Source organism: Conexibacter stalactiti (assembly GCF_033542075.1).
Taxonomy (GTDB): domain Bacteria; phylum Actinomycetota; class Thermoleophilia; order Solirubrobacterales; family Solirubrobacteraceae; genus Conexibacter; species Conexibacter stalactiti.
Genome location: NZ_JAWSTH010000013.1, coordinates 54,270 through 73,797, shown reverse-complemented (window position 1 = coordinate 73,797; position 19,528 = coordinate 54,270). Strand labels below are relative to the sequence as shown.

General features: G+C 72.7%; 12 protein-coding genes. 11 read left to right on the top strand and 1 reads right to left on the bottom strand.

The window, feature by feature from the left end; genetic code table 11:
• Positions 1–19: 19 nt before the first annotated feature.
• From R7226_RS07640 to R7226_RS07625, 4 genes are all read left to right on the top strand, one after another.
• Entirely contained in the window at positions 20–2,284 is a 2,265-nt protein-coding gene (locus tag R7226_RS07640; RefSeq protein WP_318596458.1) for a type IA DNA topoisomerase, read from the top strand.
• 135 nt (positions 2,285–2,419) lie between these two features.
• Entirely contained in the window at positions 2,420–5,377 is a 2,958-nt protein-coding gene (locus R7226_RS07635; RefSeq protein WP_318596457.1) for a PD-(D/E)XK nuclease family protein, read from the top strand.
• Positions 5,374–8,898 carry a UvrD-helicase domain-containing protein gene (locus tag R7226_RS07630; protein ID WP_318596455.1) on the top strand — a complete coding sequence of 1,175 codons (3,525 nt, stop codon included), beginning with the start codon at positions 5,374–5,376 and terminating at the stop codon, positions 8,896–8,898. Before R7226_RS07635 ends, R7226_RS07630 begins: the two co-directional genes overlap by 4 nt.
• Positions 8,899–8,937: 39 nt before the next feature.
• Entirely contained in the window at positions 8,938–9,132 is a 195-nt protein-coding gene (locus tag R7226_RS07625; protein WP_318596454.1) for a hypothetical protein, read from the top strand.
• 18 nt (positions 9,133–9,150) lie between these two features.
• Here the strand turns inward: R7226_RS07625 and R7226_RS07620 are convergent, their stop codons facing one another.
• On the bottom strand, positions 9,151–9,576 hold the full coding sequence (locus R7226_RS07620; protein ID WP_318596453.1) for an acyl-CoA thioesterase: 426 nt from the start codon (positions 9,574–9,576) through the stop codon (positions 9,151–9,153).
• 95 nt (positions 9,577–9,671) lie between these two features.
• Between R7226_RS07620 and R7226_RS07615 the strand changes: the two genes are divergently transcribed.
• The 7 genes from R7226_RS07615 to R7226_RS07585 all read left to right on the top strand — a co-directional run bounded on the left by R7226_RS07615 (position 9,672) and on the right by R7226_RS07585 (position 19,527).
• Positions 9,672–10,421: a HipA family kinase gene (locus R7226_RS07615; protein WP_318596452.1), complete on the top strand. Its 750-nt coding sequence runs from the start codon at positions 9,672–9,674 to the stop codon at positions 10,419–10,421.
• Complete coding sequence (locus R7226_RS07610) at positions 10,405–10,875, top strand: DUF3037 domain-containing protein (protein WP_318596451.1); 471 nt, start codon at positions 10,405–10,407, stop codon at positions 10,873–10,875. The genes R7226_RS07615 and R7226_RS07610 overlap by 17 nt, the downstream gene beginning before the upstream one ends.
• A gap of 153 nt (positions 10,876–11,028) precedes the next feature.
• Positions 11,029–11,868, top strand: coding sequence for a hypothetical protein (locus R7226_RS07605; RefSeq protein WP_318596450.1), 840 nt, complete (start codon positions 11,029–11,031; stop codon positions 11,866–11,868).
• Position 11,869: 1 nt separating this feature from the next.
• Positions 11,870–12,928, top strand: coding sequence for a polyprenyl synthetase family protein (locus R7226_RS07600; RefSeq protein ID WP_318596449.1), 1,059 nt, complete (start codon positions 11,870–11,872; stop codon positions 12,926–12,928).
• A gap of 17 nt (positions 12,929–12,945) precedes the next feature.
• Positions 12,946–14,382 (top strand): hypothetical protein, encoded by a 1,437-nt coding sequence (locus R7226_RS07595; protein ID WP_318596448.1) that lies wholly within the window; start codon positions 12,946–12,948, stop codon positions 14,380–14,382.
• A 10-nt stretch (positions 14,383–14,392) separates the two neighbouring features.
• Positions 14,393–18,208, top strand: a complete 3,816-nt coding sequence (locus R7226_RS07590; protein ID WP_318596447.1) for a hypothetical protein — start codon at positions 14,393–14,395, stop codon at positions 18,206–18,208.
• On the top strand, positions 18,205–19,527 hold the full coding sequence (locus R7226_RS07585) for a hypothetical protein (protein WP_318596446.1): 1,323 nt from the start codon (positions 18,205–18,207) through the stop codon (positions 19,525–19,527). The genes R7226_RS07590 and R7226_RS07585 overlap by 4 nt, the downstream gene beginning before the upstream one ends.
• Position 19,528: the final 1 nt, after the last annotated feature.

Genomic DNA, 19,528 nt, shown 5'->3' with positions numbered 1-19,528 from the left:
GGCGCTACGCTCCCGGCCCATGTCGAAGACGCTCGTCATCGCCGAGAAGCCCTCCGTCGGCAGAGACCTCTCCAGAGTCCTGCCCGGCCCGTTCAGAAGAGGCGAGGGCTACCTCGAAGGCCCCGACCACATCCTCACGTGGGCGGTCGGCCACCTCGTCCAGCTCGCCGAGCCCGACGAGTACGACGACAAGTTCAAGAGATGGCGGATGGCCGATCTGCCGATCGTGCCGGAGAAGTTCAGACTGGTCGTGCGCGACGAGCGCTCCAGAAGACAGATGAACGTCGTCAAGCGCCAGCTCGGCCGCGACGACGTCGAACTGGTCATCAACGCCTGCGACGCCGGCCGCGAGGGCGAGCTGATCTTCGCCTACCTGTACGAGAAGGCCGGCTCGAGACTGCCCGTGCAGCGCCTGTGGCTCTCCTCGATGACGCAGACGGCGATCAGAAACGCCTTCGGTCAGCTGCGCGACGGCAGCGAGATGCGCTCGCTCGAGGACGCGGCGCGCTCGCGCTCGGAAGCCGACTGGATCGTCGGCATGAACTCGACGCGCGCGGCGACGATCCGCCTGCGCTCCTCCTTCGATGGCGCCGTCTCGCTCGGCCGTGTGCAGACGCCGACGCTGGCGATCCTCGCTCGCCGCGAGGAGGAGATCCGCGCCTTCAGACCGGAGCCGTACTGGACCGTCGACGCGACCTTCGCGGCCGACGGGGAGCGCGTCTACGACGGCCGCTTCCACGTCGCCGCCGGCAGCGGCGACGGCAGAGGGCCGCGGATCGGCTCGGCCGAGTTCGCGGCCGCCGTCGTCGAGGCATGCCGTGGCACCGACGGTGTCATCTCCAAGCTGGAGAAGAGAAAGCGCAGAGAGCGCGTCCCGCTGCTGTTCGACCTGACCTCGCTCCAGCGCGAGGCCAACTCGCGCTTCGGCTTCTCCGCCAGACGGACGCTCGGCGCCGCCCAGCGGCTCTACGAGGAGCACAAGGCGCTCACCTATCCGCGTACCGCCTCGCGCTACCTGCCGACCGACATGGTCCCGGAGATCAAGCCGATCGCAGAGATCGTCGGCCAGCGCAGCGAGTACGCCGCCGGGGCCAGATACGTGCTCGGGCTCGACGTGCTGCCGCTGGCGCGCGTCGTCAACGACGCCAGAGTCACCGACCACCACGCGATCATCCCGACGAGAGCGCCCCACCCGGTCGACAGAATGGGCGACGACGACCGCCGCATCTACGACCTCGTCGCACGTCGCTTCCTCGCCGTCTTCCACCCTGACGCCGAGTTCGAGAACACCTCCGTCGAGACCGAGGTCGCCGGCCACGTCTTCCGCACACGCGGCAAGGTGATGCTCGTGCCCGGCTGGCGCGGCGTGTACGGCGAGTCGGCCGACGCCGAGCCGAGAGAGGGCGAGGAGGACGAGGGCCGCGAGCAGCAGCTGCCGAAGCTCGAGCAGGGTGAGGACGTGGCGACGCGCGAGATCCGCTCCGAGCAGAAGGAGACGAGACCGCCGCGGCGCTACTCCGAGGGCTCGCTGCTGGCCGCGATGGAGACCGCCGGCAGACTCGTCGACGACGAGGAGCTGCGCGAGGCGATGAAGGACTCCGGCATCGGCACGCCGGCGACCCGCGCCGCGATCATCGAGCGCCTGCTGCAGGTCGGCTACATCGAGCGCGACGGCCGCGCCCTGGTCGTGACCGAGAAGGGCCTCAACGTCATCAGACTGCTCGACGGCCACCCGCTGACCTCGCCGTCGCTGACCGGCGACTGGGAGCACCGGCTCGCGAAGATCGAGCAGGGGACCGACTCGCGCAGAGCGTTCATGGGCGACATCGTCAAGTTCGCCGAGGGGACGATCGAGGAGCTCGACGCGAAGCTCAGAGACGTGCGGATCCCGCGCGCCAACCTCGGTCCCTGTCCCGTCTGCGGCCACGACATCATGGAGAACCGCAAGGGCTACTCCTGCTGGGCGCGCGAGGATCCCGGCTGCGGCTTCGTGATCTGGAAGGCGAAGGCCGGCAAGACGCTCCCCGGCGCGATCGCGAGAGAGCTGATCCGCACCGGCAGAACCGAGAAGCCCGTCACCGGCTTCAGAAGCCGCGCCGGCAGATCGTTCCGCTCGCGCCTGGCGTTGATGCAGACGCCCGAGGGCAGATGGCGCGTCGAGTTCGATGAGCCGTGGGCGCGCGAGGGCGCCAGACCGCCGGAGGCCGAGGGAGCCGGCGAAGAGGGCGCGACGACCAGAGCCGTCGCGAGAGAGCCCGCCGAAGACAAGGCCGCCGTCGCCTAGGCGCATCACGTCGTCGGGTGCGCCCGCGACGATGTCGTGCTCCGCACTGCGAGTTCCACGGCGTCACGCTGAAGGAGCGAGGCGCTGGCGGGAACTCGCGGTGATGTCGGGCGCGCCCGGCACGATGTCTTTTGAATGCCTCTCAAGCTGATCACAGGGCCGGCGAACGCCGCGAAGGCGGGCGCCGCGCTCGGCGCCTTCCGCGGGCGGCTGCGGCGCGACCCATGGCTGGTCGTGCCGAACGCCGCCGACGTCGCCTACTTCGAGGCCGAGCTGGCCGAGGGGATCGCGGTGCGCCGCGGCGGCCACGTCGTCACCTTCCCCGCGCTCGTGCGCGAGCTGGCGCGCCGCGCCGGCTACGCCGCGCGCGTGGTCACGCCGCTGCAGCGCGAGCGGCTCGTCGCCGACGCGATCGCGCAGGCGCCGCTGGAGGCGCTGGCGCCGATCGCCGGCACGCGCGGCTTCCTGCACGCCGCCGGCGCCTTCACCGCCGAGATGGAGCGCTCGCTGCTGACACCGCAGCGGCTGACCGCCGCCGTGCGGGCGCTGCCGGAGGCGCCCGCGACGCTGCACGAGGTCGCGGCGATCTACGACCGCTTCGCGCGAGGGCTGGAGCGGCTGCAGCGGGTCGACGGCGACCTCTTCGCCTGGCGCGCGCTCGACGCGCTGCGCGCGCGGCCGTCGGCATGGGGGGAGACGCCGGTCGTCTTCTACGGCTTCGATGACTTCACGCGGATCGAGCTGGACGCGATCGAGACGCTCGGCAAGGTCGTCGGCGCCGACGTGCTCGTCTCGCTGACCTTCGAGCCCGGCCGCAACGCCTTCGCCAGCCGCGCCAGATTCGCAGAGGAGCTGGCGCAGATCGCCGACGAGGTCGAGCGGATGCCGCCGCTGGACGACTGGTACGACGACGCCTCGCGTGGCCCGCTGCACGCGCTCGAACGGGGCCTCTTCGAGCCGGCCGCCTTCACCGCCGAGCCCGGCGACGCCGCCGCGCTGCTGGTCGCCGGCGGCGAGCGCGCCGAGGCCGAGCTGGTCGCCGCCGAGGTGCTGAGACTGCTCGGCGCCGGCGTGCCCGGCGACGAGATCGCGGTCGTGCTGCGGACGCCGGCGCGCACCGCCTCGCTGCTGGAGCAGGTCTTCGGCGCCTACGGGATCCCGCATGCGCTCGACTGGAGAGTGCCGCTGTCGCACACCGCGCTTGGCCGTGGCCTGCTGGCGCTGGCGCGCTGCGCGCTGCTGCCGGATGAGGCGCGCCCCGCCGATCTGCTCGCCTACCTGCGCACGCCCGGCCGGCTCAACCGGCTGGAGCTGGCCGACCGCCTGGAGCTGACCGTCCGCCGCCACGCGATCGTGCGGCTCGACGGCGCGCGCGCGGCATGGGAGGAGGCGCCCGGCGGCTGGCCGCTGCGCGAGCTCGACCGCCTGCGCGGCGCGGCCGCCGACGGCCCGGCAGCGCTGCTGGGCGCGCTCGCGCGTGAGGCGCGGGCGCTGTTCGTCGCGCCGCACAGGGGCGCGGCGCACGTGCTCGACCCCTCCGAGGAGGCCGACGCGCGCGCGCTCGCGGCGCTGCTGAGAGCGCTGGAGGAGCTGGGCGAGCTGGCCGCCGCCGAGCCGCGCCGTGCCGCCGAGCTGCTCGGTCCCGAGCCGCTGCTGGCGGCGCTGGGGGAGCTGGAGGTGTCGCTCGGCGAGCCGCCGCGGGCGGGGGCGGTGCTCGTCTCCGATCCGCTCGGGATCCGCGCCCGCCGCTTCGACACCGTGATCGTCTGCGGCCTGCAGGAGGGCGAGTTCCCGCGCCCGGCGCATCCGGAGCCGTTCCTCTCCGACGACGTGCGCCGGGAGCTGAACACCGTCGCGGGGCTGCGGCTGGCGCCGCGTGAGGACGCGCTCGCCGACGAGCGCTACCTCTTCTACGCGACCGTCTCGCGGCCGCGGCGACGGCTGCTGCTGAGCACGCGCGACGCCGACGAGGACGGCAACCCGGCGCTGCCGTCGTTCTTCGTCGACGACGTGCGCGCGGTGCTGCCGGGGCTGCCGGAGCGCCACCGGCCGCTGTCGGCCGTCACCTGGCCGCTGGCGCAGGCGCCGACCGAGGCCGAGCGGCTGCGGGCCGAGGCGCTCGCGGCGCCGCGCGTCGAGCCGCGCCCGATCGCGTCGCTGAGCGCGGCCGCGACCGCGCGACTGCGCCAGCGCGAGGTGCTCTCAGCCGGGGCGCTGGAGAAGTACGCCCGCTGCCCGGTGCGCTGGTTCGTCGAGAGCGAGCTGCAGCCGGCGCGCTTCGAGCCCGATCCGGAGGCGATGACGCGCGGCAGCTGCATCCACGCCGTGCTGGAGCGGTCGCTGGCGCAGCTCGACTGGCCGTTGCCGCTGGACCGCTTCGACGAGGTCGAGGCGGTCGTGCGCGCGGCGGTCGCGATCGAGTCGCCGAGATGGGTGCTGGGCCGCGGCGCGGCGGCGCAGGCGGCCGCTGCGCACGAGATCGTCGCCGACGTGCTGCGGCTGCTGCGCCACGAGGCGGAGGCCGGCGGCGCCTTCAAGCCGGCCGAGCTGGAGCTGCAGTTCGGGATGGGCGCAGAGGACGGCCTGCCGGCGCTGGAGCTGCGGGCGGCGGCGGACGGGCCCGCGGCGCCCGGCGCCCCGGAGGCCGAGCCGCTGCGCCTGCGCGGCGTGATCGACCGCGTCGACCTTGACCTCGCCGGCCGTGCGCTCGTGCGCGACTACAAGAGCGGCCGGCCCGGCAGAGGCTGGGCGGTCGCCAACTGGAGAGCGGAGGACCAGCTTCAGGTCGCGCTCTACATGGTCGTCGTGCGCGAGCTGCTCAGACGCGAGCCGGCCGGCGGCGTCTACCAGCCGCTGCGCGGTGAGGAGCTGCGCCCGCGCGGCCTCGTGCGCGCCGACGTCAACGCCGGCAGCGGCCTCTACAGAACCGACCGCCGCAGCGAGGAGGAGCTGGAGGAGGAGCTGGCGGCCGCCGCCGAGCGCGCCTGCCAGCTCGCCGCGCGGCTGCGCGCCGGTCTCCTCGAGCCCTCGCCGGACACCTGCGGCCGCGACGGCTGCGCCTACCCCGGCATCTGCCGAGTCGTCGATCAATGAGCGCGTCGGTTCCGTTCACCACAGAGCAGCAGGCGGCGATCGACCATCGCGGCGGGCTGCTGCTGACCGCCAACGCTGGCTCCGGCAAGACCTCGGTGATGGCGGAGCGGTTCGTGCGCGCCGTCCGTGAGGACGAGGTCGACGTCGCGCGGATCCTCGCGATCACCTTCACCGAGAAGGCGGCCGCCGAGCTGAAGGCGCGCGTGCGCGGCCGCTTCGAGGCGCTCGGCGATCCCGAGCGCGCCCGTCAGACCGAGGGCGCCTGGGTCTCGACGATCCACGGCTTCTGCGCGCGCCTGCTGCGCACCCACCCGCTCGCCGCCGGGATCGACCCGCGCTTCGCCGTGCTCGACGAGAACGCCTCCAGAGCGCTCGCGGCCGGCGCCTTCGACGCCGCGCTCGACCGCCTCGCTGACGACCACGGCGACGCCGCGCTCGACCTGATCGCCGCCTACCGCCCCGGCGATCTGCGCGAGGCGATCATGTCGCTCTACGGCGAGCTGCGCAGCCGCGGCGAGGAGCGCCCGGCGCTGCCCGAGCCGCGGCCGGCACCGCTGGAGCCGGCGCGCGCGTCGCTTGCGATCGCGCGCATGCAAGCCGACGGCGAGGTCGCGCTCGCCAGAGACGGCAGAACGGTCGACCGCGCACGGCTGGCGCTGGCCGAGTGCGGGCTGCTGCTGGAGCGGCTCGCGGCGGCCGGGGCGCAGGCGCCGCCGCCGATGCCGAACGAGGTGCTGAGGCTGGCGCTGCCGAGAAACGGCAGAGCGCTCGCCGGCCCCGGCTGCGAGGGCTACCGCGACGCGCTCGGCAGCTACGCCGATGCCTGCGCCGACGCGCACGGGCTCGCCGTGCACGCGCTGCTCGACGCGCTGCTGCGCGACTTCGGCGCGCGCTACGAGGCCGCCAAGCAGGCTGCCTCCGGGGTCGACTTCGAGGACCTGGAGCTGCGCGCCAACCGGCTGCTGCGCGAGCACGACGACATGCGCGCCCGCTACGTCGAACGGTTCGTGCACGTGATGGTCGACGAGTTCCAGGACACCAACCCGCTGCAGCTGGAGCTGCTGGAGCGGATCGCCGGCGAGCGGCTCTTCACCGTCGGCGACGAGCTGCAGTCGATCTACGGCTTCCGCCATGCCGACGTCGAGCTGTTCCGGCGCCGTCGCCGCGCCCTGTCCGAGCACGGCGGCACCGCGACGCTGGCGACCAACTTCCGCAGCCACGCGCAGATCCTCGAGACGCTCAACGTCGCCTTCGCGCCGCGCTTCGGCGAGAGCTTCACGCCGCTGGTGCCGGGGCGGACGGAGAAGGAAGATGCGCTGCCGGTCGCCGGGCCGCGCGTCGAGCTGCTGGTCGTCGACCCGAGAGCCGACTGGGCCGGCGCCGGCCTGCTTCCGGAGGGGATGGCGGCGCCGGCGCCGTTGTGGCGGATCGCGGAGGCGCGCGCGCTCGCCGCGCGCGTGCGGACGCTGCTCGACGGCGGCCGCCGCCCCGGCGAGATCGTGCTGCTGCTGCGCGCGACCGGCGACCTCGCCGTCTACGAGCGCGCGCTGACAGACCTCGGCGTGCCGACCTACGTGATCGGCGGTCGCGGCTACTGGGCGCAGCAGCAGGTGCGCGATCTCGTCGCCTATCTCGGCGTGCTCGCCAACCCGCGCGACGGCGTCGCGCTGCAGACGCTGCTCGCCTCGCCGCTGGTCGGGCTCTCCAGCGACGGGCTCGTGCAGGTCGTCGCGACCGCCCGCGCGCTGCGCCGCGACGACGAGGTCGACCCATGGTGGGTCGTCGCCTCCTCCGAGCAGCTGCTGGAGGCGCTGGAGCCGGCCGACCGCTCGCGGATCGAGGCGCTGCGCGCGTGGCTGCCGGCCGAGCGCGCCGCCGCGCCGCGCCACTCGCTGGAGACGCTGCTCGACCGCGTGCTGGAGCGGACGCAGTACGACCTCGAGCTGCTGCGGCTGCCGGGCGGCGAGCGGCGGCTGGCGAACGTGCGCAAGCTGATGCGCCTGGCGCGCGAGCACGAGGCCGACCACGGTCGCGACCTGCGCGGCTTCGTCGACCTCGTGATGCAGCTCGGCGGCGGGCTCGACGGCTCGCGCGAGCAGGACCGCGAGAGCGAGGCGCCGGTCGAGGGCGAGGCGCTCGACGCCGTGCGGCTGATGACGATCCACCGCGCGAAAGGGCTGGAGTTCCCGGTCGTCTGCGTCGCCGACCTCGGGCGCGGGTCGCCGTGGGCCAACGACGTCGTGCGCGTCGGCAGAGACGGCCGCGTCGGCCTGAAGCTGCGCGCGCTCGACGGCGGCAGAGCGCAGCCGGCCTTCGCCTACAGGGCGATCGGGGAGGCGCGGGCGCGGGCGGAGGCCGACGAGGAGGCGCGGCTCTTCTACGTCGCGATGACGCGCGCGCGGGAGCAGCTGATCCTCTCCGGCGCAATCGCGACCGAGCCGTGGCCGGCGTGGAGAGAGGGCTGCCCGCCGCTGACCTGGATCGGCCCGGCGTTCGTGGCGGAGATCGCGAGACTGGCGTTGCCTGAGGCGGAGCCGAGCGGCGTCGTCGAGGTCGGCCCCGGCCTCGACGTCGGCTACGCGATCGTGCGCCCCGCGACCCTCCCGCCCGCGCCCGTCACCGCCGACGCTGGAGCCGATGACCGCGGATCCGAGCATCCCACTGGTGCAGAGATCCGCACTCATGCCGGGGCTGACGCCGCCGACGCCGCCGCTTCGCGCGCCGCTCCGGTCCAGACGCTCTCCTACACGGCGCTGGAGCAGCACGCCAGGTGCGGCTACCGCTTCTACCTCGAACGGGTGCTGAGACTGCCGCCGCTCGAGACGTCGCAGGGGCAGCGCGGCGGCGGCCACCTGCTCGGCACGACGCGCGGCACGATCGTCCACCAGCTGCTGGAGCAGATAGACCTCGTGCGCGCGCAGCCGCCCGACGCCGAAGCGGTCCGGCGCGCCGCCGTCCGCGCCGGCGTCGACCCGAGCGCGCGGGAGCTGGACGAGCTGCGGGCGCTGGTCGTCAGATTCCTCGCCAGCCCGCTGCGCGAGCGGCTGGCGAGAGCGGAGGGGCTGCGTCGCGAGCAGCCGTTCGCGTTCGCCTTCGGCGGCCTGCCGCTCGTCGGCGTCTTCGACGTGATCGCGCGCGAGGGGATACGGACGCTGATCGTCGACTGGAAGTCCGACCGCCTCGGCGGCGCCGACCCGAGCGAGCTGGTCGCGCGCTCCTACGGTCTCCAGCGGGCCGTCTACGCGCTCGCGGCGCTGCGCGACGGCGCCAGCGAGGTCGAGCTGGTCCACTGCTTCCTCGAACGGCCCGACGTGCCGGTCGCGGCGATCTTCCGGCCGCAGGACGCGCCGGCGCTGGAGGGTGAGCTGCGGGCTCGCGCCGACGCCGTGCTGCGCCGCGAGTTCGAGGTCGCGGCCGAGCCGGGGCCGCGTCTCTGCGACGGCTGCCCCGGCCGCGGCACGCTCTGCTCGTGGCCGTTGGAGATGACGCAGGGCGCCGCGCGCGAGGGCCAGCTGTTCTGAGGATCCGAGCCGGCGGTCGCGGCTCGCTACGCTGAAGCGATGCTCCGTCGAGATCAGCCCAACGGCGACAGAACCGAGCTCAGCGAGATGCTGCGCAGACTCAGCAGAACGGGCGGCTCGGTCACCGTGTCGCTCGGCGGCGAGACGATCGCGCGCGTCGATCCGAGACCGGTCAAGCCGAGCGGCGCCGAGCCGGCCGTGCAGCCGCCGCCACCCGGCGACGACGGCGCCTGAGCCACGGCGTCCGGCCGCTCAGCTCGTCGTCGCCGCCGCGCGCTCGGCGAGCGCGGCCAGCGAGCGCTTCTCCTCCTCGCCCAGCGGTCGCGAGCCGCGCGCCTCGCGGTCCCAGCCGACCAGCACCGAGACGCCCTCGGCGGCCAGCTCGCCGTCGGGGCGCAGCACGCGCTGAGCGAGCCGCACGCTGGAGCGGCCGAACGACTCGACGGAGGTCTCGACGATCACCTCGCGGGTCGGCGCGGGCACCTCGCGGCGGTAGTCCAGCTCGACGTGCGCGAGCACATAGCGGTTGGAGTCGGCGGCGAGGGTGGTCAGCAGCGCGATCCGGCCCTGCTCCATCAGCTCGTGGTAGACGGCCTGGTTGAGGTGGCCGAGCACGTCGAAGTCGTTGAGGCGCAGCTGCAGCGTGAGCCGCACGACGCCGTCGTTTCCGTCACTCATGCGGCGGACCCTAGATGACCCACGCGCACGAGGGCAGCGGTCGGCGCGGCGACGCGCACGGAGGCAGCGGTCGGCGCGCGATAGGGTGCGCGGCCGTGCGCACCGTCGACGCCACCCGCTACGTCACCCCGCTGCGCGAGGGCGGCTCGCTGCCGGCGCTGGTCGAGGCCGACGACGACGGGCACTACGTCGTCAAGCTGCGCGGCGCCGGACAGGGGGCCAAGGCGCTCGTCGCGGAGCTGATCGTCGGCGAGCTGGCGCGCGCGCTCGAGCTGCCGATCCCGGAGCTGGTCCTCGTCGAACTGGACCCGCACCTGCCCGACGCGGAGCCCGACCCGGAGATCCAGGAGCTGCTGCAGGCGAGCGCCGGCCTCAACGTCGGGCTCGACTTCCTGCCGCGGGCACTGCCGTACAACCCGGCGCTCGAGGGCTTCCCGGTCGACCCCGAGCTGGCGGCGGCGATCGTCTGGCTCGACGCGTACACCGAGAACGTCGACCGCACCCCGCGCAACCCCAACCTGATGACCTGGCACGGCAGGCTGTGGCTGATCGACCACGGCGCGGCGCTCTACAAGCAGCACGCGGGACTCGACCCGGCCAGAGCGGACGGCTCGTTCGCGGCGATCCGCGACCACGTGCTGCTGCCGGCGGCCGGCTCGATCGCGGCGGCCGACGCGCGGCTGGCGCCGCTCGTCACGCCCGAGCTGCTGCAGCGGCTCGTCGACGGCGTGCCGCGCGCCTGGTTCGGCGACGCCGATCCGGCCGCTCACGTCGAGTACCTGGCCGCGCGGCTGGACGCGCCGCGCGCGTTCGCGCAGGAGGCGGAGCGTGCCCGCACCGCCTGAGCACGAGCCGCGCGAGCCGGCGCCCGCCGTGCCCGGCGACGCCGCGCCCCCCGCCACCCCCGCGCGCGAGGTCTTCCAGTACGCGATCCTGCGCGTCGTGCCGTCGCTGCAGCGCGGCGAGGCGCTCAACGTCGGCGTCGTCGTGCACAGCCGCCGCCACCGCTTCCTGGGCGCGCGCACGCGCGTCGACCGCGCCCGCCTGCGGGCACTCGACCCCGGCCTCGACGTCGACGCGCTGGAGCGTCACCTGCGCGCCGTCGAGCGGATCGCGGCCGGCGACCCGGAGGCCGGCGCGGTGGCGCGGATGGACCGCTCCGACCGCTTCGGCTGGCTGACCGCGCCATCCTCCGCGCTGGTGCAGCCGTCGCCGGTCCACACCGGTCTCTGCGACGACGGACAGCAGACGCTCGACCGGCTCTTCGACGAGCTGGTCGCCCCACCGTCAGAACTCTGACAGCCCACTTCGCCTATGCACCTGCGTCAGGCAGGATGCGCGCCGGAAAGGCGAGCAAAGCGCTCTGAAAAAGCGCAGTGACGGCTGGCTGATCAGCATCACGCGTAGCTTTGCCGCCGACAGGGGACGGGGCCAACGGGGAGGCGGCAAGGGATGCAGGAGACGTTCGTCGGAGCGATGCTCGGCGACCCGCTCGGACCGATCACGCGCACGATTCTGCGCGCGCTGTGGGATCGGCTCTTTCGCGACGAGGCCAGCAACCCGATCTATCTGCCGCGCGTGATCCTCGACGGCTACGAGCCGTGGGGACTGCCGTCGTACGACCCTGCGCGACCGGACGGCGTCAGCGACCGCATACCGGTCGACGGCGTGCCGCAGGACGTGCGCGACTCGGCCTGCAAGGGCGACTTCCCGATCAGACCGATCGCGACCGGCAACCCGACGCTTCAGCTGCTCAACGTCCAGTTCGAGAACCTCCACGTGATGCGGCCGGTGTCGCTCACCTTCTCCGAGAGCGAGCCGGAGTTCCGCGCGATCGTGCTCGTCGGCGAGAAGGCGAGAGAGAAGCAGTTCAGACTCAGCCAGGGCGACAAGGAGAGACCGAACTTCCGCTTTCAGATCGGCTGCTGCGAGCCGCGCCAGGGCGGCTCGCGCGACTGCGGTGACCAGAAGTGGGAGGCCGACGCCGAGGGCGGCTTCGTCGCGACCGCCTACGACGCGCAGATCACGCTCAACGTGCGCGTCAACGCCGAGCGCGGCAGACCGCTGACGATAAGCGTCATCTCGCTGCTGGTCGCGGCCGACCCGGCCACGATCAGAGTCCCGCTCGACATCCCGTCGCTGCCGCTGTGGGCGCAGCAGTCGGCGCAGATCGCGATCAACAGAGGCGTCGCCAGCGGCTCGATCGTCGGCGCGCTGCAGACCTTCCTCAACCAACCCGACGTGAAGGAGAACATCGAGCGACTCGTCAACAAGGCGTTGGCGAACCTCTGAGATGGAGGAGCATCCGTACCTCGCCGCGCGGGCGCTCGTGGCGCCCGACCTGGCGGCCGTCGAGCGCGAGCTGGAGCTGCTGCTCGCCAGCCAGCGCGACTACCTGACCGAGGCCGAGCTGGGCTTCTACCGCGGCGGCAAGCGGTTGCGCCCGCTGCTGCTCGTGCTGTCGGCGCACGTCGCGGCGCGCGAACCGCTGGCAGAGCTGCCGGAGCGGGCGATCGCCGCGGCGGTCTCGATCGAGCTGTCGCACGTCGGCTCGCTGATCCACGACGACATCGTCGACCGCGCGCCGCTGCGCCGCGGCCTGCCGACGATCGCCGCCTCGCGCGGCTACGAGCTGGCGCTGGTGCTCGGCGACCTGCAGTGGATCCAGGCAACGCGCAAGATGTCGGCGCACGTGCGCGGCGAGGCCGACCTCGCGCTGATGCGCGACTTCCTCGCGACCGGCGAGCAGACCTGCCGCGGTCAGCTCGACGAGATGCTCGCGCCGCGCCCGGTCGGCGACGACGGCGGCGGCGAGGCCGAGCGGCTGATCGAGCGCTACTACCGCACGATCGACCGCAAGACCGGCCGCCTGATCTCGTTCGCCTGCGAGGGCGGCGGCCGGCTCGTCGACGGCGGCCCGGCGGTCGTCGGCGGGCTGCGGCGGTTCGGCGCCTGGCTCGGCCGCGCCTTCCAGATCGTCGACGACGTGATGGACGTCATGCGGCCGCTGGAGGTCGCCGGCAAGGAGCCGCTGACCGACCTGCGCCAGGGGCGGTTGTCGCTGCCGCTGCTGTACGAGCTGCGCGAGCTGCCGTCCGAGCACTTCCTCCACGCCGTCGTGCGCGGCGAGGAGCTGAGCGACGAGCGGCTGGAGGAGGGCGTGCGGCTGCTGCGTCGCGGCGACGGCTGGATGCGCGCGATCGGGGACGCGCGCGCGATCGTCGTGCGGGCGCGCAGCGAGCTGGCGCTGCTGCCGCCGGGCGAGCATCGCGAGCGGCTCGACGCACTCGCTGCGCACATCGTCGACCAGGGCTTTCGCGACACCTACGAGACCGCGGCCTGCGCCGCCTGAGAACCAAAGGGGACCGGATGGCATCGAGCGCCGGAGCAGGGGAGAACACCGACTGCGATCTCGTCGGGATGCTGTGGGATCTGCTCAGCAGACCGGGGAGCGAGTACTACCTCGGCTCGATCATCAGAAACGGCCTGAGAGTGCCGTCGCTGGGGATCGACATCGCGCCGTTCCCGAGAATCGACGTCGGCGACATCCCCGAGCAGACGATGTTCCAGTGGGCGCTGGAGTACATGGGGATCTCGATGTCGAGAACGGTCCTCGGCGGGATCGACACCTACCAGAGCGGCACGATGCAGTGCACGCCCGTCTCGCGCGACCAGACCGATGTGCGGCTCGGCCTCACCTTCGGTCTCGTCGACTTCACCGGCGCCTACGACGTCGGCCTCTCCGGCGTCTCCGGCTGCGCGATCAAGACGGCCGAGACGATACTCGGCGGCGGCAGCGTCGCCGCCGGGCCGGGCGAGGACGAGCGGCTGGCGCTGGCGAGCTGGTACGGCGACGTCGCGCTGAACGAGTCCGACAACGGGCAGGTGCTCGACGGCGCCTACTGGCTGCACCAGGACACGCTGCAGGAGATCACGATGGCGGACACGCCCGCCGCGAGACAGTACCGCGAGTCGCTCGCCAAGCAGCGCGAATCGGCCGACGCCGTCACCGCCGCGACGAAGTGGTACAGAGACGAGAGAGACGGCAAGAACCCGCCCGGCCCGCCGCCCGAGATCGGCGACGACGAGCAGTACGCCGGCGGCTTCGCGACGTACATAGACCTGCTGTGGGCGGTCGACCACGCGCGCAGAGCGGCCGGCGCGCCGCTGGAGCCCGGCAACGACCACGCCGAGCTGATGAACGCGATGACGCAGTTCAACGGCCAGGTGCTGAAGTTCCAGGACGACCATCCCAGAGAGGTCCCCGCCGGGACGGTGATGCGGGCGGTCGCCGACGGCGAGCCGCTGGCGCAAGCCGAGCTGGAGCGGCTCGGCGTCAAGGGGATCCCGCAGTTCGGCGAGGACTCCAACGCGGTCACCCACCACGTGCCGACGTGGCCGGTCGACCGCGAGCGGGCGCGGCAGGCGCACCTCGCGCGCGCCGCCGATCGCGCCGGCGCGCCGAACGCCTGGTTCCACGTCAGAGGGACGTTCAAGGACGAGGCGCAGGTGCTGACGCTGACGGCCGCCGCCGCCTTCACGGCGAGAGGCGAGGGCCTCTACGCGAACGTCACCGAGGTCGGCATCAGAATGGCCAACCTGCACATAACGCTCGGCAACAAGGACGGCTGGAACTCGCAGCCGGGCCTGTACGAGAGAGCCGCCTCCTGGATCGCCAACACGCAGGCGTTCCAGGACCTGCTCAAGAGCAAGCTGGAGGCGGCGCTCGACTCGCCGCAGAACCGCCAGAAGCTGACCGACGCGCTCAACGCCGGGCTGCGCAAGCTCGGCCTCCAGCCGGTCTAGGGCGGACACGATGCCCTTCAACGACCTGCAGGCGCTGCGCGACGCGCTGCGCGGCTTCGTCGTCGCCGGCGAGCACGGCAGACGGCTGCGCCTGCCGCCCGACGGCCTCGGCTGGGAGCCGCTGGCGGTCTTCATCCGCGAGCGGCTGCCGTTGATCGGCGGCGACCTCGTGCTCGACCCCGTCAGCGAACCGGAGATCGTCGGCGACGCCGTCGTGCTGAGCGGTCAGTTCGACAGCTGGCTGGGGCAGCCGGGCGCGCTCGTCGCGTGCGCCTTCGACCTCGCCGACGGCGGCCAGCCGAGCCTGCTCGTGCGGCTGGACCCGACCGATCCGAGACAGCCGTTCCCGATCAGAGACTGGAACCTCGGCAACGCCTTCCCGACGTGGGCGCTGCTGGAGTCGCCGCTGACGGAGCTGCGCTTCGGCAGACCCGGCTTCCTCGCCAGCTCGATCGCCCGCACCTCCGCGCCGTCGCGCCCGGCGTTGCAGCGGGGGCTGTCGTTCGCCGCCGAGACGCTGCGGCTCGACGGCGCGCTGGCGCCGCTGGAGGCGATACCGCAGCTGCGCCCGAGCGGACTGGAAGGGGCGATCGACGGCACGATCGAGGCCCCGCACACGCTGATCGCCTCGGAGCCGATCAGAGCGATCCCGTTCGGCTACCTCGACCTGCCGGTGCGCTTCGGCGCGGTCTCCACCGACCCCGACAGAGGGCAGACGATCGACGACCCGCCGCCGGCGGTCGCGACCTGGCTGCAGCTCTCCTCCGAGCTGCACGTCGGCGGCCCCGCGGTGCCGTCGATCCCGCTGCTGCTGCGCTTCGAGCGGCTCGGCGCGCTGCTGCGGCTGGTCGCCGATCTGCGCGCGATCAGCACCTACGGCCTCGACCAGTTCGCGACCGTGCTGCACGACGCGCCGATCGGCTCCTACCTCTCCGGCGTGATCGACCTGCCGCGGCTGATAGAGCTGCGCGACCTGTCGGTCTCGATAGCGACCAGACCGGTCGGGATCGCCGCCGTCGGGCTCTCGCTCGGCACCGCCAGACGGCTCGTCGTCGTCGAGGGATGGGTCGAGCTGCCCGACGTGCAGGTCGACTTCATGGTCGACGATCCGGCCGGCAGCGCCGACATCACCGCGATCCTCAGCGGCCAGTTCGACTTCCTCGACGGCATCGCCGTGACCGTCCGCGGGGTCTACCCGCAGCTGCTGTTCAGCGGCAGCGTCGACACCGATCCGCCGATCCCGTTCGAGCGGATCGTGCGCAGATTCCTGCCGACGCTGGGCTCCTTCCCCGACATCTCGCTCAGCCGCCTGACGGCGCTCGCCGACCTCACCGCGAGACGGTACGCCTTCGAGCTGGGCGTGCGCAGCGGCTGGCAGATCCCGATCGGGATCGCCAGCTTCCAGCTGGAGGAGGCGACGCTGTCGCTCGGCTACGAGGTCGGCGCCTCGCAGGCGTTCAGCGGCGAGCTGACCGCGGACGCGGTGCTGCTCGGCAGAGACGGCAGAGAGGTCGCGCGCTTCGGTGCCGGCTGGGTGATGCCGAGCACCAGCTTCCTGCTGGAGGGCGAGTTCCCGGAGATCTCGCTGACGGGGCTCGCCGAGACGCTGACCGGCGGCTCGATACCGGCGAGCGGGCTGCCGCAGATCTTCCTGCGTGACTCGCGCGTGCGCTTCGAGATGCAGTCGGAGGCGACGCGCCAGCTGCGCCTGACCGGCACCACCACGTACGAGTTCTCGCTCGGCACGACGATCGACGCGGAGAAGATCGGCCAGGCCGACCTCGCGCTCGCGGTGCGGCGCGGCAGTGGCGAGCGCGACGGCGTCGTCGTCGGGCTGGTCGTGCGGCCTGACTGGACGCCCGACGCGATCTGGAGCGGCCTCTCCGACGTCTTCGACGTGCTGACGGTGCGCGACGCCGGCCTGATCCTCTCCTCGATCAGAGACGACGACTTCTCGCTGCCGAACCTCAGAGGGTCGTGGGTGCCCGACAGAGTGCGGCCGGGCGTCACCTTCTTCGCCGCGCTGCTGCTCGACGGCGACGCGTTGTCGATCCTCAGAGGCCTCTTCTCCTCTGAGATCGAGTTCGACCTGCTCGCCTACATCGACACGAGCGACCTGAAGCGGTCGGAGATCGCCGCGCGGCTGCCGGCCGACGACGGCAAGGGCGCGATCAGCTTCACCGGCCTGGAGCTGGCGATCAAGCCGGGCGCCGGCGAGTTCAGCCTCGCGGCCGGCGCGATCTTCACGGTCGCGGGCGAGCGCGTGACGCTCGAAGGCAGCGGCGTGCTGCGGATCGGGACGACGCCGTCGGCCTCGTTCGCGATCGGGGTCGCCAACTGGAGAGAGCCGTTCGGGATCAAGGGCCTGACGCTGGAGACGTTCGGGCTGTCGTTCTCGGTCTCGACCGGGACGGTCGCGATCGGGCTGCTCGGCAGCTTCCTGATCGGCAGCGATCCGCGCGACCGCTTCCGCTTCGCGATCGGCGGCAGCATCGTCAACTTCGAGGCGCCGGGCGGCTTCGTCTTCAAGCTCGAATCGGCCTCGGGGCGGGCGCTGAAGGTCATAGACCTCGTGCGCGACTTCACCTCGGTCGACCTCAGAGACGTGCCGCTGCTGAACGGGCTCGCCTTCACGAGACTGGACCTGTTCGTCGTCGCCGACCCGGGCGGCTGGGACGCGCCCGACCACCACCGCTACGAGCAGGGGATCGGCGTCGACGCCGACCTGACGCTCTACGACGAGTGGCGGCTGAGACTGAAGCTGGAGGCGAACAAGGTCCGCGGTCTGCTCGCCGACGGCTCGATCAGCAACGCGATAGTGATCGGCGACCTGCTGGTGATCTCCGACTTCACGGGCAGAACCGGCCCGTCGGTGCACATCGACACCTCCGGCCTGAAGCCGGCGGCGCTGACGAACACGCAGCGGATCGAGGAGCGTCGCCGCCGCCTGACGCAGCCGCTGCCGGAGGGGATCAGACCGGCCGTGCTCGGCATCAACCCGTACACGGTCATCACCAACGGCGAGCAGTCGACGGCCTACTTCGCCTTCTCGGGCGCGATCAGACTGCTGGGGATCAAGGAGGAGAGCTTCGCCGGCTCGGTCACCGACGGCGGCTTCGAGGTCAACTTCCACACCAAGCTCGCGCACCTCTACGGCGCCGACTTCAGCGCCAGCCTGTCCCGCAGCGACGGCTTCGCCGGTCATGCCGAGGGGCGCTTCGACTTCAGCCTCGACTTCCCCGATGGCGTCTCGATTCGCGGCATCCGGATACTCCCGCCGGTCGTCGTGAGAGGGCCGCGCGCCTTCCTCTCGATCGACCTCGCGCTGTCGCTCGGCGCCGCCTCGGCCGGCTTCGCGCTGTCGTTCGACTGGGGCCCGGTCCACATCGCCGTCGACTTCCACCTGACCGTGACGGCCGAGCTGCTCGCGCGGCTGTGGGACGAGATCGTCGTCTGGATCCGCAGCCACGTCGAGCAGTTCTTCGCCGACATCGTCAGCAGCGCCGAGCGGTTCGTCCAGCTGCTGCGCGACGGCTTCCTGTGGGCCGGGCAGACGGCGCTGGAGATCGTGCGGATCCTCTCCGAGGTGTTCGACGTCGACAGCCTCGTGCGGATGGCGCAGCTGCTCGTCGACGCGGCCCGCTTCGTCTTCACAGAGATGGTCGACGCGCTGATGGAGGGTCTCGGCGCGACCTTCGAGGCGGCCGTCGCGGCGCTGCAGGCGATCGGCGACTTCTGCGCGCTGGCGGCGAACGAGTCGGTCCTCTACGGGAGACCGCCGGAAGCACCGGCAATCACGACGACGACGGGAGGGGCGCCGAGATGAGCGATGCGGATCTGGTGGTCGGGCTCGACGAGAGAACCATGAACGAGGTGCTGGCCCGCGCCTACGGCCAGCTCTACCCGAAGCTGTTCCGCGGCAGCGAGCACGTCGCGCGCAGCGGGCTCGAGTTCGACGTCGGCTGGGACGTGACGGCGGCGCCGACCGTCGTGCTGGCGCAGCCGCCCAACGGCGAGCAGCTGGTGCGCGACCACCTCGCGCAGAACTTCACGCCGCCGCCGGGGATCTCGGCCGAGCAGGTCGCCGACGCCTACGTCGCGACGCTGGACGGGACGACCTTCCAGCTCGTGATGCGCTCGGTCACCTTCTCGATCAGAGGCGACGGGGCGGAGGGCTCGACGAACGGGACGCTGACGATCTTCGTGCAGGTCGACCCCTCGGCCGGGCCGATCGCGTTGCGGCCGCTGAAGGCGGTCGGCACGGTCGAGCACGCCGACGACGAGTGGATCCTCAACGAGGTGATCCTGCCGGAGGCGATGCGGCGCGCCGCGGAGGCGCTGGCCGGCGTCAGACCGCCGGCGCTGGCATTCCCCGGCGTCCCGCTGACGCCGCCGGCGGTGTCGGTCACGCGCAGCCACGTGCTGGCGCTCGCCAACCTCGCCGGCAAGCCGACGCCGGTCCCGCCGTTCGCCGACCAGTGGCCCGCGGCGCCGTTCTTCGCGGTGCTCTCGGAGGAGGCGAAGATGGCCGTCGCGCGCGACGGCACCAGGCAGATCGCCGGCAGAGAGTTCGGCGACCGCGGCAGCGTCAACATCGGGATCGGGACGGCGAAGTACGCCGCGACGGCGCGCGTCGAGCGGATGGACCTCTCGCCCGGGACGCCCGGCTCGACCGAGTTCGGCTTCAACGGCCCGATCACCGGCAACGTCAACGCCGGCATAGAGATCGGCTGCACGACCTTCGGCGTCAACTACACGCTCTACGCCAAGCCCGACCCGAACGGCCGCATCTCGCTGGAGCTGTACGACGGCCGCAAGGTGCGCGCGAGGACGACCCGCGTCGAGACCTTCACGCTGCTGCTGCGGCCGGACGGCAGCCCGCTGGAATGGATTCTCTCGGCGCTGACGACGCCGCTGCTGTTCTCGCTTACGGCGATCTTTACGCCGGCCTTCACGAAGCTGTTCGAGGGGATCTCGTTCGACGTCTGGGAGCTGCCGAGCATCCCGGTCGACTTCGACGACGTGCACCTCGTCGTGCGCCCCTCCGACGTCCGCTTCGGCGCCTTCGCGGGCCGCACGACGATCGAGGGCAGCGTCGAGATCGCCACGCGGGGGCTGGTCGCCGCGGCGGCCGGGGAGGCGTGAG

Bases quoted from the DNA above. Each gene is read 5' to 3' on its own strand.
- R7226_RS07640 (WP_318596458.1), top strand. From the start codon at position 20: ATGTCGAAGACGCTCGTCATCGCCGAGAAGCCCTCCGTCGGCAGAGAC.
- R7226_RS07635 (WP_318596457.1), top strand. From the start codon at position 2,420: ATGCCTCTCAAGCTGATCACAGGGCCGGCGAACGCCGCGAAGGCGGGC.
- R7226_RS07630 (WP_318596455.1), top strand. From the start codon at position 5,374: ATGAGCGCGTCGGTTCCGTTCACCACAGAGCAGCAGGCGGCGATCGAC.
- R7226_RS07625 (WP_318596454.1), top strand. From the start codon at position 8,938: ATGCTCCGTCGAGATCAGCCCAACGGCGACAGAACCGAGCTCAGCGAG.
- R7226_RS07620 (WP_318596453.1), bottom strand. From the start codon at position 9,576: ATGAGTGACGGAAACGACGGCGTCGTGCGGCTCACGCTGCAGCTGCGC.
- R7226_RS07605 (WP_318596450.1), top strand. From the start codon at position 11,029: ATGCAGGAGACGTTCGTCGGAGCGATGCTCGGCGACCCGCTCGGACCG.
- R7226_RS07600 (WP_318596449.1), top strand. From the start codon at position 11,870: ATGGAGGAGCATCCGTACCTCGCCGCGCGGGCGCTCGTGGCGCCCGAC.
- R7226_RS07595 (WP_318596448.1), top strand. From the start codon at position 12,946: ATGGCATCGAGCGCCGGAGCAGGGGAGAACACCGACTGCGATCTCGTC.
- R7226_RS07590 (WP_318596447.1), top strand. From the start codon at position 14,393: ATGCCCTTCAACGACCTGCAGGCGCTGCGCGACGCGCTGCGCGGCTTC.
- R7226_RS07585 (WP_318596446.1), top strand. From the start codon at position 18,205: ATGAGCGATGCGGATCTGGTGGTCGGGCTCGACGAGAGAACCATGAAC.